This is a genomic window from Tsukamurella sp. 1534 (genome assembly GCF_000312385.1).
Classification (GTDB): Bacteria; Actinomycetota; Actinomycetes; order Mycobacteriales; family Mycobacteriaceae; genus Tsukamurella.
The window spans coordinates 1,350,841-1,366,766 of sequence record NZ_HE997626.1; the positions used below are offsets into that span (position 1 = coordinate 1,350,841).

A 15,926-nucleotide genomic window follows, 5' to 3' on the forward strand; every position below is an offset into this window, starting at 1 on the left:
GCGTCCGGCCGGTCACGGCCTCCAGTCCTGTATCCGGGCGACCTGCCGTGCCGCCACCGCGCCCGGAGCGATCCGCATGAGGGCGTCACGGGTCATCGCGATCGGCCCCGCGGCCTGCGCCACACGACCCAGTGTTCGGGCCTGGGCGGCGATCGCCTGGCTCCGGCGGCGTCGTCGCCGGTCGTAGTCCTGCAGCGCCGCGTCGACGGTGCCCTCGTGGGGTGCCGCCGCCGACGGCGCGAGTACGGATGCGAGTACCGCGGCGTCCTCCAGCGCCTGGTTGGCGCCCTGGCCGAGATCGGGCGTCATGGCATGCGCCGCGTCGCCGAGCAGCACGCGGCGGCCGTGCACGTAGCGACGGAGCGGCGGGGCGAGGAACTCGATCGGGAGATAGGAGATCGCGTCCTCGTCGGTCGCGGCGAGGACGGCGCCGATCGGATCGTGCCAGCCCCCGAAAGTGGAGCGCAGGACCGCGAGGCCGGGCCGTGCGTGCTCCGGTGCGGAGATCGAGGCGAACCAGTACACCCGGCCGTCTCGGAGTGGGACCATGCCGAAACGTCGTCCCCTGCCCAGAGTCTCGCCACCACCGTCGAGCTGGATGGCATGCCGGGTGATCCCGCGCCACGAGCCGTATCCCGCGTATGCGGGGCGCGGGGTGCCCGGCCATCCGGCGCGCACCCCGCTGCGCAACCCGTCGGCGCCCACCACGAGGTCGAAGCCGCCGAGTCGTCCTCCGCCCTCGAGCCGAACGCCCGTGTCATCGGCGCCGACGACCGCCGCACCGGTGAGGATCTCCACCCCGTCGGCACCCGCGAGCAGCGCCGCGTGCAGTTCGGTGCGGTCCACGACGCGGAGCTCGGAGACGGTGCGCGGCGGAAAGCGGACCAGCCAGGTGCCGTCCGGGGTGCGGCTCCCGGAGGTGCCGGTCGGTGGACCGTCGGCCACGGTCCCGCGCACCAGATCGCCGATGCCCAGCGCGTCGATCGCGCGGAATCCGTTGCCGAACAGGGATAGCCCGGACCCGGCCTGACCGAAACACTCGGCACGTTCGACGACGGTGACGCGCGCGCCCGCCCGGTGCAGGGCGCCGGCGAGTGCGAGCCCGCCGATCCCGGCACCGGCGATGAGGACGCTCAGGGAGTCGTTTCTCCGCATGGAGAAAGGCTAACACGGTATCTTCTCCATATGGAGAAATCGACGCCCGATCGCCTGCTCGACGCCGGGCTCGAACTGCTCGGTGGCGTGGGATTCCGGGGCTGGTCGGTGCGGGCGGCGGAGGACGTGGCGGGGGTGCCGCACGGCAGCGCGCGACACCACTTCGGGGATCAGCGCGGACTCGTGCGAGCCATGGTCGCGCGCCTGCTGGAGCTCGACCGGCCCCGCAAGGGAGAGACTCCCGAAGAGCAGGTCCGTCGCTGGGTGGGGCCGGACGCCGCGTTCACCCGTGCGCGGTACGAACTGATCGTGGCGTCCTTCCACGACGCCGAGCTGGCAGCGGACCTGACTCGTGGCAGGGACGCCTTCGTCACCGCTCTCGAGGAGAGGGGGATGGCGGCGGCCGATGCGGCCTCGCTGGTCGCCGCGCTCGACGGTCACCTTCTCGACGCGGTCCTCCGCCGCCACGGTCCGACCGACCCGGCGGTCGATCCGCGGCCGATCATCGAGCGGTTCGTCGGGGGCCGGCCGTCGTGATGCCCGCGACGGCGTCGGTCAGCCGCCCGGAGCGGGCGCGGGGGCGGCGGGGGACGACGGGGTGGCACCGCCGGGCGCGGCACCCGTTCCGGGGAAACCGCCGGCCTGTGTCCCGACGTCGGTGATCTTCCAGTCCTGGTCCCGGTCCACGGTGATGTCGTAGGCCGTGGTGGCGACGGTGCCCTGAGGCGCCACCACGGTGGTCGCGGACACCTCCACCACTGCGGTCACCTTGTAGGTCCCGTCGGCCTCGTTCGTCACCTTGGTGACGACGAGTTTGCTCCCCGTGGCGACGTAGCGCATGGGGACGAGGATCTGCCGCATGGTCTCGGCGATGGCGTCGAACCGCTTCGCGACGTCCTCGGAGGCATTGGCCTTCAACGCCGAGAGCCACGGCGCGAGGTCGTTGTAGTTCGGGCTCGACACGCTGGTGGCGTACTTCCCCGCGACGTCCTCGGCGTGCGTCCGGTCCGCCGCAGCCTGCTGGGTGTCCCGCAGCTCGCCGTGATAGCGGAACGCGAAGAAGGTGGAGACGCCGGCCAGGATCGCGAGGAGCGTGACCACGACGGTGAGTGCCACGGTCCGCGTCGACGACGGTGCCGCAGCGCGCGCGGGCTCCGCGGCCGCGCGGGCGGGCGCCCTCCCGGCGGTGTCACCGGGGGCCGACCGCTTCGGGGTGCTGACGGCCTTCTTCTCCGACGCCTTCTCGGCGTTCGGGGAGGGAGTCCCGGTGTCGGCCTTCGCGTCCGCGGCGTCACCGTCGGCGGCCTCCTCCTGAGGCGTGGGGGAGTCCGCGTCCGCGGCGGCGCCCTCCGGCTCCGGGCTCTCCGGGGCCTCCGCATCGGCGGTCTCGGGGTTCTCGGGCGTGGCGTCGTCGGTCATTCTCACCTCGGGATCGGGGTCTGGTTCGGTGTCGATGTCGCGGAGGAGCGGGGTGTGGGAACCGTACTCGACGAGGCCCGTGACGGAGCGGTCGACGAGGACGGGGCGGCGCTCGGCGCCGCCGGCTTGGGCGCACCCACCGTGCCGGGGACGGGGATCGTGACCGCGAGGCGCGGCGTACCGTCGGGCCCCACCATCGCGAGCGCCGACGAGAGGAACGCGCTGAGGTCGATGATCGGGAGGGTGTTGTCCACGGCCTTGAGGATCGCGAGGCTGGGCCCCATGATCTCGGCGATCTTCGGCATCAGCTCCCGCAGGTACGGGTCGAGCCGCTGGGCGAACGGGTGCAGGTTCTCGGTGAAGGGGCGGGGCAGGTCGAGTTCGCCCACCACGTCCTGGACCTTGTCGACGGCCGGCCTGATCGCGTCGATGGTGCCGCGGAAGGCCGGGCCGAAGTCGCCGATCGCGGAGCCCATCCATCCCATGTCGGCCGAGTAGACCTGGGTCTGCGTGAACATGGTGCGGATCTGGGGCATCCGCGAGACGAGGGTGGTGGTCAGCAGGTTGCCCGCCTCCGTGAGGCGGGGCATGGCGGCGTCGGTGCCCGTGGTCGCCTGCCACATGGTCTTCACGAGGTCGGCGAGCGGTCCCGCCTCGGCGATCCTGCTCATCGCGGACAGTGAGCGGAAGATGTCGGGGATGGAGGTGGGCACCGACACCCGCTTCGCGTCGAGCACCGCTCCGTCGGCCAGGAACGGCCCGTCCGTTCCGTCCGGTGCGAACTCGACGTACGGTTCCCCGAGCGCCGTGAGCTGTTCGATGGTGACCGCCGACGTCACAGGAACCTTGTTCGTGTCAGGGTATTTGATCCGCACCGCGACGCCGCGGGTCTCCGCGTCGACGCGTTCGACCTCACCGATCCGCACTCCGCGCATGAGCACCGATGAGCCCGTGACCAGTTGCGCGGACTGGGGCAGTTGCATCGTGACGGTGGTGTACTTCGTGCCGGGCCGGACGCCCATGTAGCCGAAGACGAGTGCGCTCACACCGAGCGTGAGCACGACGACGAACGTGATGACGTTGGCGATCAGTTCGCGTTTCATCGCACCACTCCGAGCATCCGCAGGGTCTTGACCGCCTGGTCGGCCCGCTCTCCGCTGGGCATCTCGTCCCCGATGCCGAGCCGTACGAGGTTGATCTTGGGGCCCTGCTGGAGATACGGGATGACGGTGTCGCGCAGCAGGTTGCGCAGGTTCACCAGGTTGTCGGGACGGGTGGAACCGGACGGACGGTCGAACAGCATGATCGGCCGCACGACCGCCTTGAGGAGGGTGTTGGTCTCCCGCAGGGTGGGCACGAGGAAGGTGGCGTTGCTCATCGTGGGCGCGAGTGCGGCGAAGATCGACACGATGTCGCCGGTCTCGATGATGGTGCGCCACCGCTTCATCGAGCCCTCCTCGAGGTACTGCCCCAGCGTCGCCCGCTGCGCGTTGAGCTCGTTGGTGATGTCGACGATCGAGGAGAGCGCGGTGTCCAGGCTGCGCTGGTCGTCGGACCAGGCCTTCACCGTGGTGGTGAGGTTGCCGACGATCTTGCGGGTCGCCGCGGGATCTTCGGGGAAACTGCTGTTGAGCCGGTCGAAGGTGTTGCCCATCTGGCTGAGGCTGCCGCTGCCGAGGAATTCCGAGAGGCTGGTGAGCATCTGCTCCATCTGCACCGCGGCGCGCGTCTGCGACTGGGGGACGGTGTCGCCGTTCGCGAAGAAGGTCCCGTCCTTCGCATCGGGCGGGGTGAGGGCGACGTAGATGTCGCCCAGGGGCGTGTCCTGGCGCAGCTCGGCGACCGCGGAGCGGGGGATCCTGGTGTCGGACTGGATGTTCAGCGTGGCCTCGGCGGCCTTGTCCTTGAGCTGGACCCGGTTGAGCGACCCGACGTCCCGGCCGAGCAGGCGGACCTTCGCCTGGTCGGGCAGGTTCAGCACGTCGGGGAACAGCACCTTGAGCTGCCACCCCGAGGTGCCCGCTCCCGGGGTCGGCAACGCCGACGGGCCCAGGTTACGGAATCCCCAGAACCCCGCGATCGCCACCACGATCACCGCGAGCAGCGCCGGGAGCACCCGGCGGACCGTGCGCGTCATTTCGCCGCCCCCGTTCCCTGCAACACCGCTGAGATGACGTCGACCCGGATCTTGTCGCCGCCGATGACCGTGCACTGGCCCGGTGCGATGCGATTGATGTTCGTGCACGTGAGCTGCGGGTTGGCCGCCGGGAAGGCGGTGTTCGGCAGCGGCTGGTACCCGATCTTCAGGCGGGCGTTCGGCTGGTCGTAATCGATCTTGAAGGCTTCGATGAGAGGCGGGATCAGGCGCAGCAGGTCGCCGTAGTTGCGGACGCCGGCCGCCACCAGCCGGGTGATCGGGACGGTCGCGTCGAGCACGGGGAAGATGGTCTCGCCGTACCGCCCGATCAGCTGGAACAGCGACTTCCCCAGGGGGATCAGGGCATCGCCGAGGGCGTAGGTGGTGTTCGCGAGCGGTGTCATCACGTTGGTCAGGTAGAACGGCATCCGGCTGAACAGGCCCTTGATCTCGCCCCAGTTCGACGTCATGCCGCCGGTGAGGGGTGCGAGGGCGTCGAACGCGCGGGCCAGATCGTCCATACCGGGTCCCGGGTCGTCGAGCACGGCGGACAGCTGCATCAGGACGCCGTTGATCTTCGGTCCGCTGCCGTCGGTCTCCCGGGCCAGGGCGGTGAGCGCCTGTTGCGCCTGCTTGGTCTGCTCCGGGCCTCCGCCCGCGGTGACCTCGGAGGTGAGCCGGTTCGCGCCCTCGAGCGACTTGGTGATCGACAGCGGCGTCTTCGAATCCGTGATGCAGGCGCCCGGCTTGAGGGTGGGCCCGCCGTCGTCGTCGCCGATCAGCGCCAGTTGCCGGGACGCGATGAGCGATTTCGCGACTGTCACCGCCCCGACCTTGACCGGGATCCTTTGGTCCGCATCGACGTCCAGCTGGACCCGCGCTTTCGCGCCCTCGGCGGCGATCGACGTGACCTTGCCGATGGTGACGCCGCGGCGCATCACGGGGTTGCCCTCGAAGAGCCCGATGGCGTCGGGCATCAGGGCGCAGTACGAGACGGTGCGCTCGGCGCCGCCGCGGGCGTACCACGCCGCGCCGATGCCGACGACGACGGACATGGCGATCGCGAGACCGCTGATCAGCCACTTGGATCCGAGGAGCTTGCGGAGCATCAGCACGTCACCCCCGCCATCGGGATGCAGAACGAGGACGCCAGCACGGTGTTGCCGTTGATCACGATGCTCCCGTCGGGCTGGACGGCCTTATTGGCGTCGGCCAGCAGCTTCTTCGCGTTGTCGATCATCGGCTCGAACTTCACGAGGAGCTCCTCCATCTGATCGGCGATCAAGCGGAACTGCTTCTCGAAAGCGTCCACTTCGGTGAGGTAGAGAACTGCCAGCGGTTTGATCCTGCGGAGGGTGAGCTCGAGGCCCTTCATGAAGGCCTTGTAGCCGTTGATGTTCACCGAGGCGGTCGCCAGGAACAGGCTCATGTCCCGCATGAGCGCGGTCAGGTGGTCGCCGTTCCTGTTCAGCTCGGTGGTGTACTCGGAGACGACCGTGATGAAGCGGCCGATCTGGTCCTTCTGCCGGCCCAGGCTGTTCACCATGCCCGAGAGCGTGTTGATCACGTGGCCGAGCTGGCCGGGCCGGCCGTTCGCCGCCTGCGAGATCTGCACGAGCGACTCGCGGAGGGGCTGCGCGTCGACGGCGTCGAGCTTGGGGCCCGCGGTCTGGAAGGTCTCGGTGAGGGAGTAGGGCAGGCGCACGCGGGACGCGGGGATCGCGTCGTCGCGGCCGAGCGACGCGCTCCCCATGGAGTCGATGTCCAGGTAGCTGCCGCCGACCGCGGTGAGCATCTTCACCGCGGCGCTCGACTTGTCGCCGATGAAGGAGCCCCGGGACACCCGGATCGTGGCGCGGACGTCGTTGCGGCGCAGCTCCATCTTCGTCACCTCGCCCACGGGGACGCCGGCCACGCGGACCTCGTCGTTCGCCCGGAGCTGCCCGGACTCCGCCATGTCGACGTGGTAGATCGTCGTGCGGGGAGGGGAGAACGAGAGGAACGCGGCGACGAGGACGAGGACCACCGCCATGAACACGGACAGGAAGCCCCACGCCAACTGGCGGTTCGACTCGGCGCCGAAGCGGAACCACGTGCGGCGCCACACCCGCCGGGGCGGGCGACGCCGCAGCGCCCCGGCGACCGCGCGGGTCGCCAGGTCGGGCTGGTCCGGATCCGGTCCGGTCACTTCGGGTTGTTGCACAGCGTGACCTTCAGACCTCGGATGAGCATGTGGACATCGGGCGGCAACGCGGCCTCTCCCTTACTGCAGCGGGTGTCCCCCTTGGGTTTCGGTATGCCCTGCCCCGTCAGGAGAGCGAACACGCCGGGGACGAGCGCGGCCAGGTCCACGAGCGGACCCAGCTTCTTGGCCTCCGGTGAGACCAGGTCCGCGAGCCAGGGATTGCTGTCCGGGGTCATCCCGAGGTTCGCCAGCAGCGCGTCGGCCGCGGTGATGACCTGCGCCCCGTCGCTCGCGAGCACCTGGAACGCGGGCCCCGACGCGGCCATGACCCGGCCGAGCCGGTTCAGGTAGGCGATGATCGTGGCCATCGAGGAGGACTTGCCGCCGATGGATTCCGACAGGTTCGAGAAGTTCTGGATCAGCGTCTCGAACAGCGCGGCCCGGTTGTCGGTGAACGTCGCCAGCTGGTCGATGGCGTCGAGCATCGGGCCGAGGCCGCTGCCGTCGCCGTTCATGGCGACCTCCACCGACTGCGCGAAGTGGTTGATGTCCTCCGGGCGCATGGCGGCGAGCACGGGCTGCAGCCCGTTGAACACCGTCGTGATGTCGAACGACGGCACCGTCTGCGCGGTGCGGACGGTGGAGCCCACCGGCAGGGTCTCGGCGGGGGCCTTGTCGCGTTGCAGGTCGACGTACCGCTGCCCCGTGAGGTTCTGGAACCGGATCGCCAGCCGCGAGTTCTTGTAGATCTCCTGCTCCCGCTCGACGGTGAGCGCCACCTCGGCGAACGAGCCGCGGCCGCCCTCGCCGCGCCGGAGGTCGATCGTCTTCACCTTCCCCACCTGCACGCCGAGTACCCGCACGTCGTCGCCGGGGCGCAGGCCGGATGCGTTGGTGAACTGCGCCGTGTACTCGACCTGCGACCCGGGTGCGGGGCGCTGCAACGCGCGCACCGTGAACGTGGTGCCGAGGGCGACCACGACCACGAAGACGATCAGGCGGATGGTGGATGCGCGGAACCGGGTCATCGGCCACCTCCCTGCTGCGCGGCCGGCGACGCCGGGATCGGCACGGGGCGCGCCTGCACGTCGAGGTCGAGGACCTTGCCGTTCGGGGTGTCCTTGATCGCCTTGCGGATCGTCTCGATGAGGTCCGAGATCTGCCGGCCGTTGTGTGCGGCGTCCGGCATGGACTTCACCATGCGGCGGTCGATGTCGACCACGCTGTTCAGCACGGGCTCCAGGGGTTGCAGGTTCTTGACCAGGTTCGCCAGGTCGGGGGCGGTGAGATCGCGGAGCGCCGTGATCGTCGCCGTCTGCTTCTCGGCGTACCCGGGCACGTCGGGGGCGGGCCAGTCCCACAACATCTTCAGGGCGGACAGCAGGTCGTTGCTCGAGGCTCCGACCCCCTGCAGGGCGCTCGCCAGGATGGGCAGTGTCTGGGACGTGGGCACGGTCTGGGTGTCGGCGTTGGCCTCCGCCACCGCGCCCAGCGCCCGCACCATCGGCAGGAAGCCCGTGGTCGCGGTGTCGGCCTGCCGGATCAGCTCGGACATGTACGGCCGCAGCGCCGTCGACTCGACATCGGCCAGCGAGCGCAGCAGGTTCGACATCGAGGAGTCACCGGGCGTGGCGACGGGGGTGATGACGGCACCGTCGCGCAGGGGTGTCCCGTCGGAGGCGGGGATCACCTGCATCGAGGTGACGCCGAAGAGGTTGTTGGGGGCGAAGTCCGCACGGAACTTGTCCGTGAGTTTCCGGCCCTGATCGGGGTCGAGGTCCATCACCACGCCGAGCCGACCCGAGCCCAGCTGGTCGACCCCGGACACGGTGCCGATGCGCACGCCGTTCATCTCGATGACGGTGCGGTTGCTGACGCCCGGAGCGACGGAGGACGCCGCGAGCGTGACGCGCATCGGCGAGGGCCGCAACAGCGCGGTGATCCCCCACGCCACGAGCGCGACGACGGCGACGACGGCGACGGTGATGGCGCCCCGTCGAACCAGCTGACGGGGCTCGACGGTCATGCCCGGTACGGATGCGATCGTTGACATGCCTACCCCCGGAACACCACGTTCGAATTGAATCCCCAGATCGCGGCCGTGAGCAGCATGTCCAGCACGACGATCGCGACCATCGACGCGCGGACCGCGCGGCCCGAGGCCACGCCCACGCCCTCGGGGCCGCCCGCGGCGAAGAAGCCCTGGTAGCAGTGGATCAGGATGACCACGATGAGGAACACGACCACCTTGAGGGTCGCGGCCAGGATGTCCGGGCCAGAGAGGAACTGCTGGAAGTAGTGCTCGTAGGCGCCGGCGGACTCGCCCTGCGCCACGGTGACGATCAGGCTGCAGGCGAAGAAGCTCACCACGATGGCGATGAGGAACGTGGGGACCACGGCGATCAGGCCGGCCAGCACGCGGGTGCTCACCACGAACGAGATCGAGCGCAGGCCCAGCGATTCCAGGGCGTCGATCTCCTCGTTGATCCGCATGGCGCCGATCTCCGCCGTCATCCGGCAGCCCGCCTGCACCGCGAATCCGGAGGCCGCGAGGATCGGCGCGAACTCGCGGGTGTTGGCGAGGGCGCTCACCGTGCCGGTGAGCGGCCCCATCCCGAGCAGGTCGAGGGTGGCGAACGCCTGCACGGCGACGGTGCCGCCGACCGCGAGTCCCAGGACGACCATCATCAGGGAGGTGCCGCCGCCCACGATGACGGCGCCGCGGCCCCACGTGAGGTCCGTGACGGTGCTGATCGTCTGGCGGCTGTAGTGCCGCGCAGCGTGCGGGATCATGGCGACCGCCGAGATGCAGAATCCCGCCATGTGGCCCAGGCGGGCCAGCAGGGAGCGGAACCAGGCGGCGATCCTCGCGAGGGTGCGGGTGCCCCGGGGGCGGTACGTCGCTACGGCCATCGGCGTCAGCCCATTCTCATTGGGAAAAAGACCGTGTACGCCTGGGTGAGGGCGAAGTTGAGGACGATGATCGCCACCGTCGACACGACGACGGTCGCGTTGACCGCGTCCGCCACACCCCGCGCTCCGCCCTTGGCCTCGAGCCCGTGCTGGCAGCCGACGATCGCGATGATCGAACCGAAGAGCGCGGCCTTGACCATGGAGAAGCCGAGGTCGCGGACCGTGGCGAAGGAGCCGAAGCTGAGCCAGTAGCTGCCGGGCGTCACGTCCTGCCCGAGCACCGCGACGTAGAACGCGGCGAGGATCCCGACCACCACGATGAACAGGTTGAGGAGGGGCGCCACCACCACGGCCGCGATGAGCCGGGGCGCGACGAGACGATGCACCGGGTCGATGCCCATGGTGCGCAGCGCGTCCACCTCGTCGCGGATGGTGCGGGCCCCGAGGTCGGCGGCGATGGCGGAGGCCCCGGCGCCGCCGAGCAGGAGACCGGCCGCGAGGGGCGCCGCCTGTTGGATCACGGCCAGTCCGCTGGCCGCGCCGAGCAGCGATTCGGCGCCGATCTGGGCGACGATGCTGCCCACCTGGATGGTGACGATGACGCCGAACGGGATGGCCATGAGGAAGGCGGGGACGGCGGTGACGGAGATCAGGAACCACGCCTGGATCACGGTCTCCCGGAACGCGAGACGGCCACGGACGGTGTCGCTGACCGCTGCGGCGATCGTGGTGGCGGCGAGCTGGGCGGTCCGGCCGAGGGTGCGGACGGGGCCGAGCGCGTTGCGGTCCAGGTTGTCGACGAGGATCCGAGCGTCGCTCGGTCTCGACGCCGGCCGGGCCGCCGACGGCGCGGTATCCGCACCCATGAACTCTCCCTCCAGACGGAACGGGCTCTATGTTAGGGAATATTCTCTAAGCCCGTGTGAGTTTACGCACATATATGTGATCGAGGCGTCAAGGGCGCGATTTCGCAGGTGGCGAGCGGTTGGGGTAGCCTAGGGCGGTTGCCGATACGGCGACACTCCTGCCGCGGAGAGTCCGCGGCCGCATAGTCCATAGGAGGAGGCGAAAGCCCATGCGTAAGTACGAACTGATGGTGATCCTGGATCCGAGCCTGGATGAGCGCACCGTCGCACCCTCGCTGGAGACCTTCCTGAACGTGGTCCGTAAGGACGGCGGTTCGATCGCGAACATCGACATCTGGGGCAAGCGTCGTCTGGCCTACGAGATCTCGAAGAACGCCGAGGGTATCTACGCGGTCATCGATCTGACCGCCGAGCCGGCCACCGTGAACGAGCTCGATCGTCAGCTCAAGCTGAATGAGTCGGTGCTTCGCACTAAGGTGCTGCGGCAGAACTAGCCGTACCGATACAGCAGGGAGAATCACCATGGCAGGCGAGACGGTCATCACGGTCATCGGGAACCTGACGGCGGATCCGGAGCTGCGCTTCACCCCGTCGGGTGCGGCGGTGGCCAACTTCACCGTCGCGTCCACGCCCCGGACCTTCGATCGGAACACGAACGAGTGGAAGGACGGCGAGGCGCTGTTCCTGCGGTGCAACATCTGGCGTGAGGCGGCCGAGAACGTCGCCGAATCGCTCACGAAGGGCACCCGGGTCGTCGTCTCCGGCCGTCTGAAGCAGCGGTCGTACGACGACCGCGAGGGTCAGCGGCGCACCGTGGTGGAGCTCGAGGTCGACGACATCGGCCCCTCCCTCAAGTACGCGACGGCCAAGCCGGTGCGCACCCCGCGCGGCGGTGGCGGCGGCGGTTTCAGCGGCGGCGGCCAGGGCGGCGGTGGCGGTTTCAGCCAGCAGCCCGCTCAGCAGGCTCCGCGGCAGAACCAGCCGCAGGAAGATCCGTGGGGCAGCGCCCCCGCGGCCGGGAACTTCGGCGGCGGCAGCGACGATCCGCCGTTCTGATCCCCGGGATCGATGACTGTGCCGGGCCCTCGTGGCCCGGATATACCAATCAAGGAGTACCAACACCATGGCCGGTAAGGGCAATGGCCGGAAGGTGCGCGTCGAGAAGGCCGTCAAGGCCAAGGCGTGCACGTTCTGCAAGGAGAAGAACACCGCGATCGATTACAAGGACACCACGCTGCTGCGTCGTTTCCTGTCGGAGCGGGGCAAGATCCGCAGCCGTCGCGTGACGGGCAACTGCGTCCAGCACCAGCGCGACATCGCGATCGCCGTCAAGAACGCGCGTGAGGTGGCCCTGCTGCCGTTCACGTCGACCACTCGATAAGGGAGAGAAGTCATGAAGCTGATTCTCACCGCCGACGTCGACAACCTGGGTGGCCCCGGCGACACCGTCGAGGTCAAGGACGGCTACGGCCGCAACTTCCTGCTGCCCCGCGGCCTGGCCATCGTGGCCACCCGTGGCGCCGAGAAGCAGGTCGAGGGCATCCGCCGCAGCCAGGAGGCCAAGCGCGTGCGCGGCCTCGACCACGCCAACGAGCTGAAGCAGGCCATCGAGGGCCTCGACAGCGTCGCCCTCGGCGTGAAGACCGCCGAGTCGGGCAAGCTGTTCGGCTCGGTCACCACGGCCGACGTGGCGGGCGCCCTCAAGGCCGCCGGCGGCCCGGTCGTCGACAAGCGCAGCATCGAGCTGCCGCAGGGCCACATCAAGGCGACGGGCACGTTCCCGGTCGTCGTGGCGCTGCACCCCGAGGTCCGCGCGAAGTTCTCGCTGACCGTCGCGGCCGAGTAGCCGACGAACACGAAGAAGTCCCCGTCGCCTCCCAGGGAGGTGACGGGGACTTTCTCGTATGCGCGCGCGGCGTCAGAGGTTGATGGTGCCCACGCAGGGGGTGCTGGTCTGGGTGCCGATCCACTCGGTTCCGGCGCCCGCCTTGATGACGATGTTGAACGTGACCGCGCCCTTACCGGTGGTGACCGGGGTCTTGTTCAGGACGGGCGACGGGCCGTTGCCCGACAGCTGTGCGCTGCCGAACTTGCCGGTCGTGGTGTTGTTCCAGGACAGAGTGGCCCTGGACGAGAACTGGTTGAGCACGAAATCGCGCCCGCCCGCGCCGCCGACCGCGGAGAAGAGGACCTGGCCCGGCGCTCCGGGAGCGGCCGTGACCTTCCAGGTCAGCATGTCGTTGCCGACCACGAACATGGGGTTCGGGCTGGAGCAGGTGGCCGTGACCGTCTTCGGCTTGGGGGGCGCGGGCTTGGGAGCCGGATCGGCCCCGACGGGCCCGATGGCGCACGTGGCCACTGCCGCGAGCGCGACCGCGACGCCTGCAGCGCGCGTCGTGATCTTCGAGGTGTTCATCGGGAGTCCTTCCATTGCAGTTGTGCCCGGTTCAGGGTACGCGTCGCGCGCGTGGGGAAGAAGTCCGTCCGGCGGGAAGTGACGCGTCCGTGCTGGTAGGGGCTCCGCGGGGTGACCGGCGGGTAACAACGAGGGGTGGTTTTGCCTCCGCGCAGGGGAACGATTCACTCGCGACACGCCCGAATGTCGGATCGATGCGACACGCTGAGCAATGTTGATCCACAGCCGGTGCACGAATCCCGAACGCTCTGACCTGTGCGTTCTCCGATGTCCGATGTTTGTTTCCACAGGTTTTCCCCATCGGTCCACACGGGCGTCCCCACGATGACCGCGCTCAGTGCACACAGATTGCACAGGTTCATCCACAGGGGGGCTTTGCGATCGGGTCGACTGCGCCTAGCGTTCACGTGCGTCGGTCGTGAGCTATGCGTGGGATCTCGAACATGTCAGCCCCTGCCGATAGACCTGAGAACGGATGGACGGTTCCGTGCGGTATCCACCGCGCGGCGCGAGTGTGAGGTGGTACGCGGTGTCGGTCACGGACGAGCAGGAGTACACGCCGGGGCCCGCGGACCGCGCGCCCTCCGCGGACGCTCCGCCCGCCGAGGACTTCGGCCGCCAGCCCCCGCAGGACGTCGCCGCGGAGCAGTCCGTGCTCGGCGCCATGATGCTCTCCAAGGACGCGATCGCCGACGTGCTCGAGGTGCTGACCCCCGGCGACTTCTACCGGCCGGCGCACCAGTCGGTGTACGACGCGATCCTCGACCTCTACGGCGCCGGTGAGCCGGCGGACGCCGTCACCGTGTCCGCCACTCTGGACCGCAAGGGCGAGCTCAAGCGCGTCGGCGGCGCCCCGTACCTGCACACTCTGATCTCCACGGTGCCCACCGCGGCCAACGCCGGCTTCTACGCCGAGATCGTGGCGGAGAAGGCCATCCTGCGGCGCCTCGTGGAGGCGGGAACGCGGATCGTCCAGTTCGGGTACTCGGGGTCCGACGGTGCGGACGTCGCCGAGGTGGTCGACCGCGCGCAGGCGGCCGTCTACGACGTCACCGAGCGCAAGGCGTCCGAGGACTACGTGGTGCTGGAGGAGCTGCTCCAGCCGACCATGGACGAGATCGACGCGATCGCCTCGCGCGGCGGCGTCAGCATGGGCGTGCCCACCGGCTTCACGGACTTCGACGCGCTCACCAACGGCCTGCACGCCGGGCAGATGATCATCATCGCCGGGCGTCCCGGCGCCGGTAAGTCCACCGTCGCGCTGGACATCCTGCGGTCCTGTGCCATCACCAACGGCATGGCCGGCGCCCTGTTCAGCCTCGAGATGGGCAAGACCGAGGTCGTCATGCGCCTGCTGTCCGCCGAGGCACGGATCAAGCTCGCGGACATGCGTTCCGGCACGATGTCCGACGACGACTGGACCCGCCTGGCCCGCCGCATGTCGGAGGTGTCCGAGGCGCCGCTGTACATCGACGATTCGCCCAACCTCACGATGATGGAGATCCGCGCCAAGGCCCGCCGCCTCAAGCAGCGGCACGATCTCAAGCTGATCGTGATCGACTACCTGCAGCTGATGACGTCCGGCAAGAAGGTCGAGTCCCGCCAGCAGGAGGTCTCGGAGTTCTCCCGCCAGCTCAAGCTGCTGGCCAAGGAGCTCGAGGTGCCGCTGATCGCCGTCGCGCAGCTCAACCGTGGCCCCGAGCAGCGCACCGACAAGAAGCCCCAGGTGGCCGACCTCCGTGAGTCCGGCTCGCTGGAGCAGGACGCCGACATGGTGGTCCTCGTGCACCGCCCCGACGCCTACGAGCGCGACGATCCCCGTGCGGGCGAGGCCGACTTCATCCTCGGCAAGCACCGTGCCGGCCCCACCGGCACGGTCACCGTGGCCCACCAGCTGCACTACTCCCGCTTCGTGGACATGGCCAAGGGCTGACGCCCCTCTGTAGGGTCCCAGATTCCGTGGCGGAATCCCAAGCTACGTGGCGGACAGTTGGCGGATCCGCCAACTGTTTGGGACACGCCGGGGCACGTCCCCGCATCTGAGGGCGGAAGTGGCACCGTCAAGACCATGTCGCCCGGCAGCTCCGCGGGGACCGCGGTGGAAGTATCGTTCCGCCGCGGTGAGGACCTCTGTGAGCGGACCGTGGAGTGGAAGTCGGCCGCAATGGAGGACCTTCGCGAGGCAGCGCCGTGGCGCACATTTCGCTGGTATCGAGGGCAGAAACACTACTCGGGGTGGTACTGGTCGAGCACTACCCGCGATCTGGTGATCTATGAGTCCCGCCTGGAGCTCGCTAACCTGATGCTCGCAGACTTCGACGATCGGGTTCGGGGCATCGTGGCCCAGCCTTTCCTTCTCGCGACTGAGGCCGATGGTGTCCTGCGGAGGCACGTTCCGGACTTCCTACTCGATACTGATTCCGGCCCGGTCGTCGTTGACGTAAAGCCTGCTCGACGGCTTGATAATGATGATGTTGCAAGGGTTTTGAACTTGACTCGGGATGTCGTCGAGGCCAAGGGGTGGCGATACGAGGTCGCCACCGAGCCGCCGCCGCGGAGGGCCGCGAATGTCAGATTCCTCGCTGGCTATCGGCGCGAGAGTGCAATCGTGCCTGACCATTGCGAGGCGGTTCAGGCGGTCGCTCAGGTGGGATTGACGATTGGTGCTCTCATCGATCGGATGCCAGATCGTCCTGACGCGAGCGTGCGAGCGGCGGTGCTGCACTTGATATGGCGGCGTCGGCTGCACGTCGACATTGACGCCGCAATCACTAGTCGCACTCAGATTTCGAGGGTCTTGTGAGTGGCGTTGAGCGGGTTGAGGTTGGCGGACGG

At 69.1% G+C, this 15,926-nt stretch carries 18 protein-coding genes; 7 read left to right on the forward strand and 11 right to left on the reverse strand.

The window, feature by feature from the left end:
* Positions 1-12 precede the first annotated feature (12 nt).
* On the reverse strand, positions 13-1,155 hold the full coding sequence (locus tag BN39_RS06545) for an FAD-dependent monooxygenase (protein ID WP_019201573.1): 1,143 nt from the start codon (positions 1,153-1,155) through the stop codon (positions 13-15).
* A 30-nt stretch (positions 1,156-1,185) separates the two neighbouring features.
* On the opposite strand from BN39_RS06545, the gene BN39_RS06550 reads away from it, so the two are divergent.
* The gene (locus BN39_RS06550; protein WP_019201574.1) at positions 1,186-1,692 is read left to right on the forward strand and encodes a TetR/AcrR family transcriptional regulator; all 507 of its coding nucleotides are present in this window, start codon (positions 1,186-1,188) and stop codon (positions 1,690-1,692) included.
* Between the two features lie 18 nt (positions 1,693-1,710).
* On the opposite strand, the gene BN39_RS22130 is transcribed toward BN39_RS06550, so the two are convergent.
* The 9 genes from BN39_RS22130 to BN39_RS06595 are packed head-to-tail and all read right to left on the reverse strand — an operon-like array spanning position 1,711 to position 10,675.
* Positions 1,711-2,574, reverse strand: a complete 864-nt coding sequence (locus BN39_RS22130) for a hypothetical protein (protein WP_019201575.1) — start codon at positions 2,572-2,574, stop codon at positions 1,711-1,713.
* Positions 2,575-2,576: 2 nt separating this feature from the next.
* On the reverse strand, positions 2,577-3,677 hold the full coding sequence (locus BN39_RS06560) for an MlaD family protein (RefSeq protein ID WP_019201576.1): 1,101 nt from the start codon (positions 3,675-3,677) through the stop codon (positions 2,577-2,579).
* Complete coding sequence (locus BN39_RS06565) at positions 3,674-4,711, reverse strand: MlaD family protein (RefSeq protein ID WP_019201577.1); 1,038 nt, start codon at positions 4,709-4,711, stop codon at positions 3,674-3,676. Before BN39_RS06565 ends, BN39_RS06560 begins: the two co-directional genes overlap by 4 nt.
* A complete protein-coding gene (locus tag BN39_RS06570; RefSeq protein WP_040766742.1) occupies positions 4,708-5,820 on the reverse strand; it encodes an MlaD family protein in 1,113 nt (370 codons plus the stop codon). The genes BN39_RS06565 and BN39_RS06570 overlap by 4 nt, the downstream gene beginning before the upstream one ends.
* Positions 5,820-6,914 carry an MlaD family protein gene (locus BN39_RS06575; RefSeq protein WP_148281431.1) on the reverse strand — a complete coding sequence of 365 codons (1,095 nt, stop codon included), beginning with the start codon at positions 6,912-6,914 and terminating at the stop codon, positions 5,820-5,822. The genes BN39_RS06570 and BN39_RS06575 overlap by 1 nt, the downstream gene beginning before the upstream one ends.
* The gene (locus BN39_RS06580) at positions 6,896-7,924 is read right to left on the reverse strand and encodes an MlaD family protein (RefSeq protein ID WP_019201580.1); all 1,029 of its coding nucleotides are present in this window, start codon (positions 7,922-7,924) and stop codon (positions 6,896-6,898) included. Before BN39_RS06580 ends, BN39_RS06575 begins: the two co-directional genes overlap by 19 nt.
* Positions 7,921-8,949: an MlaD family protein gene (locus tag BN39_RS06585; RefSeq protein ID WP_081585945.1), complete on the reverse strand. Its 1,029-nt coding sequence runs from the start codon at positions 8,947-8,949 to the stop codon at positions 7,921-7,923. The genes BN39_RS06580 and BN39_RS06585 overlap by 4 nt, the downstream gene beginning before the upstream one ends.
* A 2-nt stretch (positions 8,950-8,951) precedes the next feature.
* Positions 8,952-9,809, reverse strand: a complete 858-nt coding sequence (locus tag BN39_RS06590) for an ABC transporter permease (protein WP_019201582.1) — start codon at positions 9,807-9,809, stop codon at positions 8,952-8,954.
* Between the two features lie 5 nt (positions 9,810-9,814).
* Complete coding sequence (locus tag BN39_RS06595; RefSeq protein ID WP_019201583.1) at positions 9,815-10,675, reverse strand: ABC transporter permease; 861 nt, start codon at positions 10,673-10,675, stop codon at positions 9,815-9,817.
* A gap of 209 nt (positions 10,676-10,884) precedes the next feature.
* On the opposite strand from BN39_RS06595, the gene rpsF reads away from it, so the two are divergent.
* From rpsF to rplI, 4 genes are all read left to right on the forward strand, one after another.
* Entirely contained in the window at positions 10,885-11,169 is a 285-nt protein-coding gene (gene rpsF / locus BN39_RS06600; protein ID WP_019201584.1) for a 30S ribosomal protein S6, read from the forward strand.
* A gap of 28 nt (positions 11,170-11,197) precedes the next feature.
* A complete protein-coding gene (locus BN39_RS06605) occupies positions 11,198-11,731 on the forward strand; it encodes a single-stranded DNA-binding protein (protein ID WP_019201585.1) in 534 nt (177 codons plus the stop codon).
* A gap of 67 nt (positions 11,732-11,798) precedes the next feature.
* On the forward strand, positions 11,799-12,056 hold the full coding sequence (rpsR, locus tag BN39_RS06610; RefSeq protein WP_019201586.1) for a 30S ribosomal protein S18: 258 nt from the start codon (positions 11,799-11,801) through the stop codon (positions 12,054-12,056).
* A 12-nt stretch (positions 12,057-12,068) separates the two neighbouring features.
* Positions 12,069-12,521 carry a 50S ribosomal protein L9 gene (gene rplI, locus BN39_RS06615; protein ID WP_019201587.1) on the forward strand — a complete coding sequence of 151 codons (453 nt, stop codon included), beginning with the start codon at positions 12,069-12,071 and terminating at the stop codon, positions 12,519-12,521.
* Between the two features lie 72 nt (positions 12,522-12,593).
* On the opposite strand, the gene BN39_RS06620 is transcribed toward rplI, so the two are convergent.
* Complete coding sequence (locus BN39_RS06620; RefSeq protein WP_019201588.1) at positions 12,594-13,091, reverse strand: hypothetical protein; 498 nt, start codon at positions 13,089-13,091, stop codon at positions 12,594-12,596.
* 529 nt (positions 13,092-13,620) lie between these two features.
* On the opposite strand from BN39_RS06620, the gene dnaB reads away from it, so the two are divergent.
* Both dnaB and BN39_RS06630 read left to right on the forward strand, forming a co-directional pair.
* Positions 13,621-15,024 carry a replicative DNA helicase gene (gene dnaB / locus BN39_RS06625; protein WP_040766746.1) on the forward strand — a complete coding sequence of 468 codons (1,404 nt, stop codon included), beginning with the start codon at positions 13,621-13,623 and terminating at the stop codon, positions 15,022-15,024.
* Between the two features lie 135 nt (positions 15,025-15,159).
* Positions 15,160-15,894 carry a TnsA-like heteromeric transposase endonuclease subunit gene (locus BN39_RS06630; RefSeq protein WP_019201590.1) on the forward strand — a complete coding sequence of 245 codons (735 nt, stop codon included), beginning with the start codon at positions 15,160-15,162 and terminating at the stop codon, positions 15,892-15,894.
* The last annotated feature ends 32 nt before the right edge of the window (positions 15,895-15,926 follow it).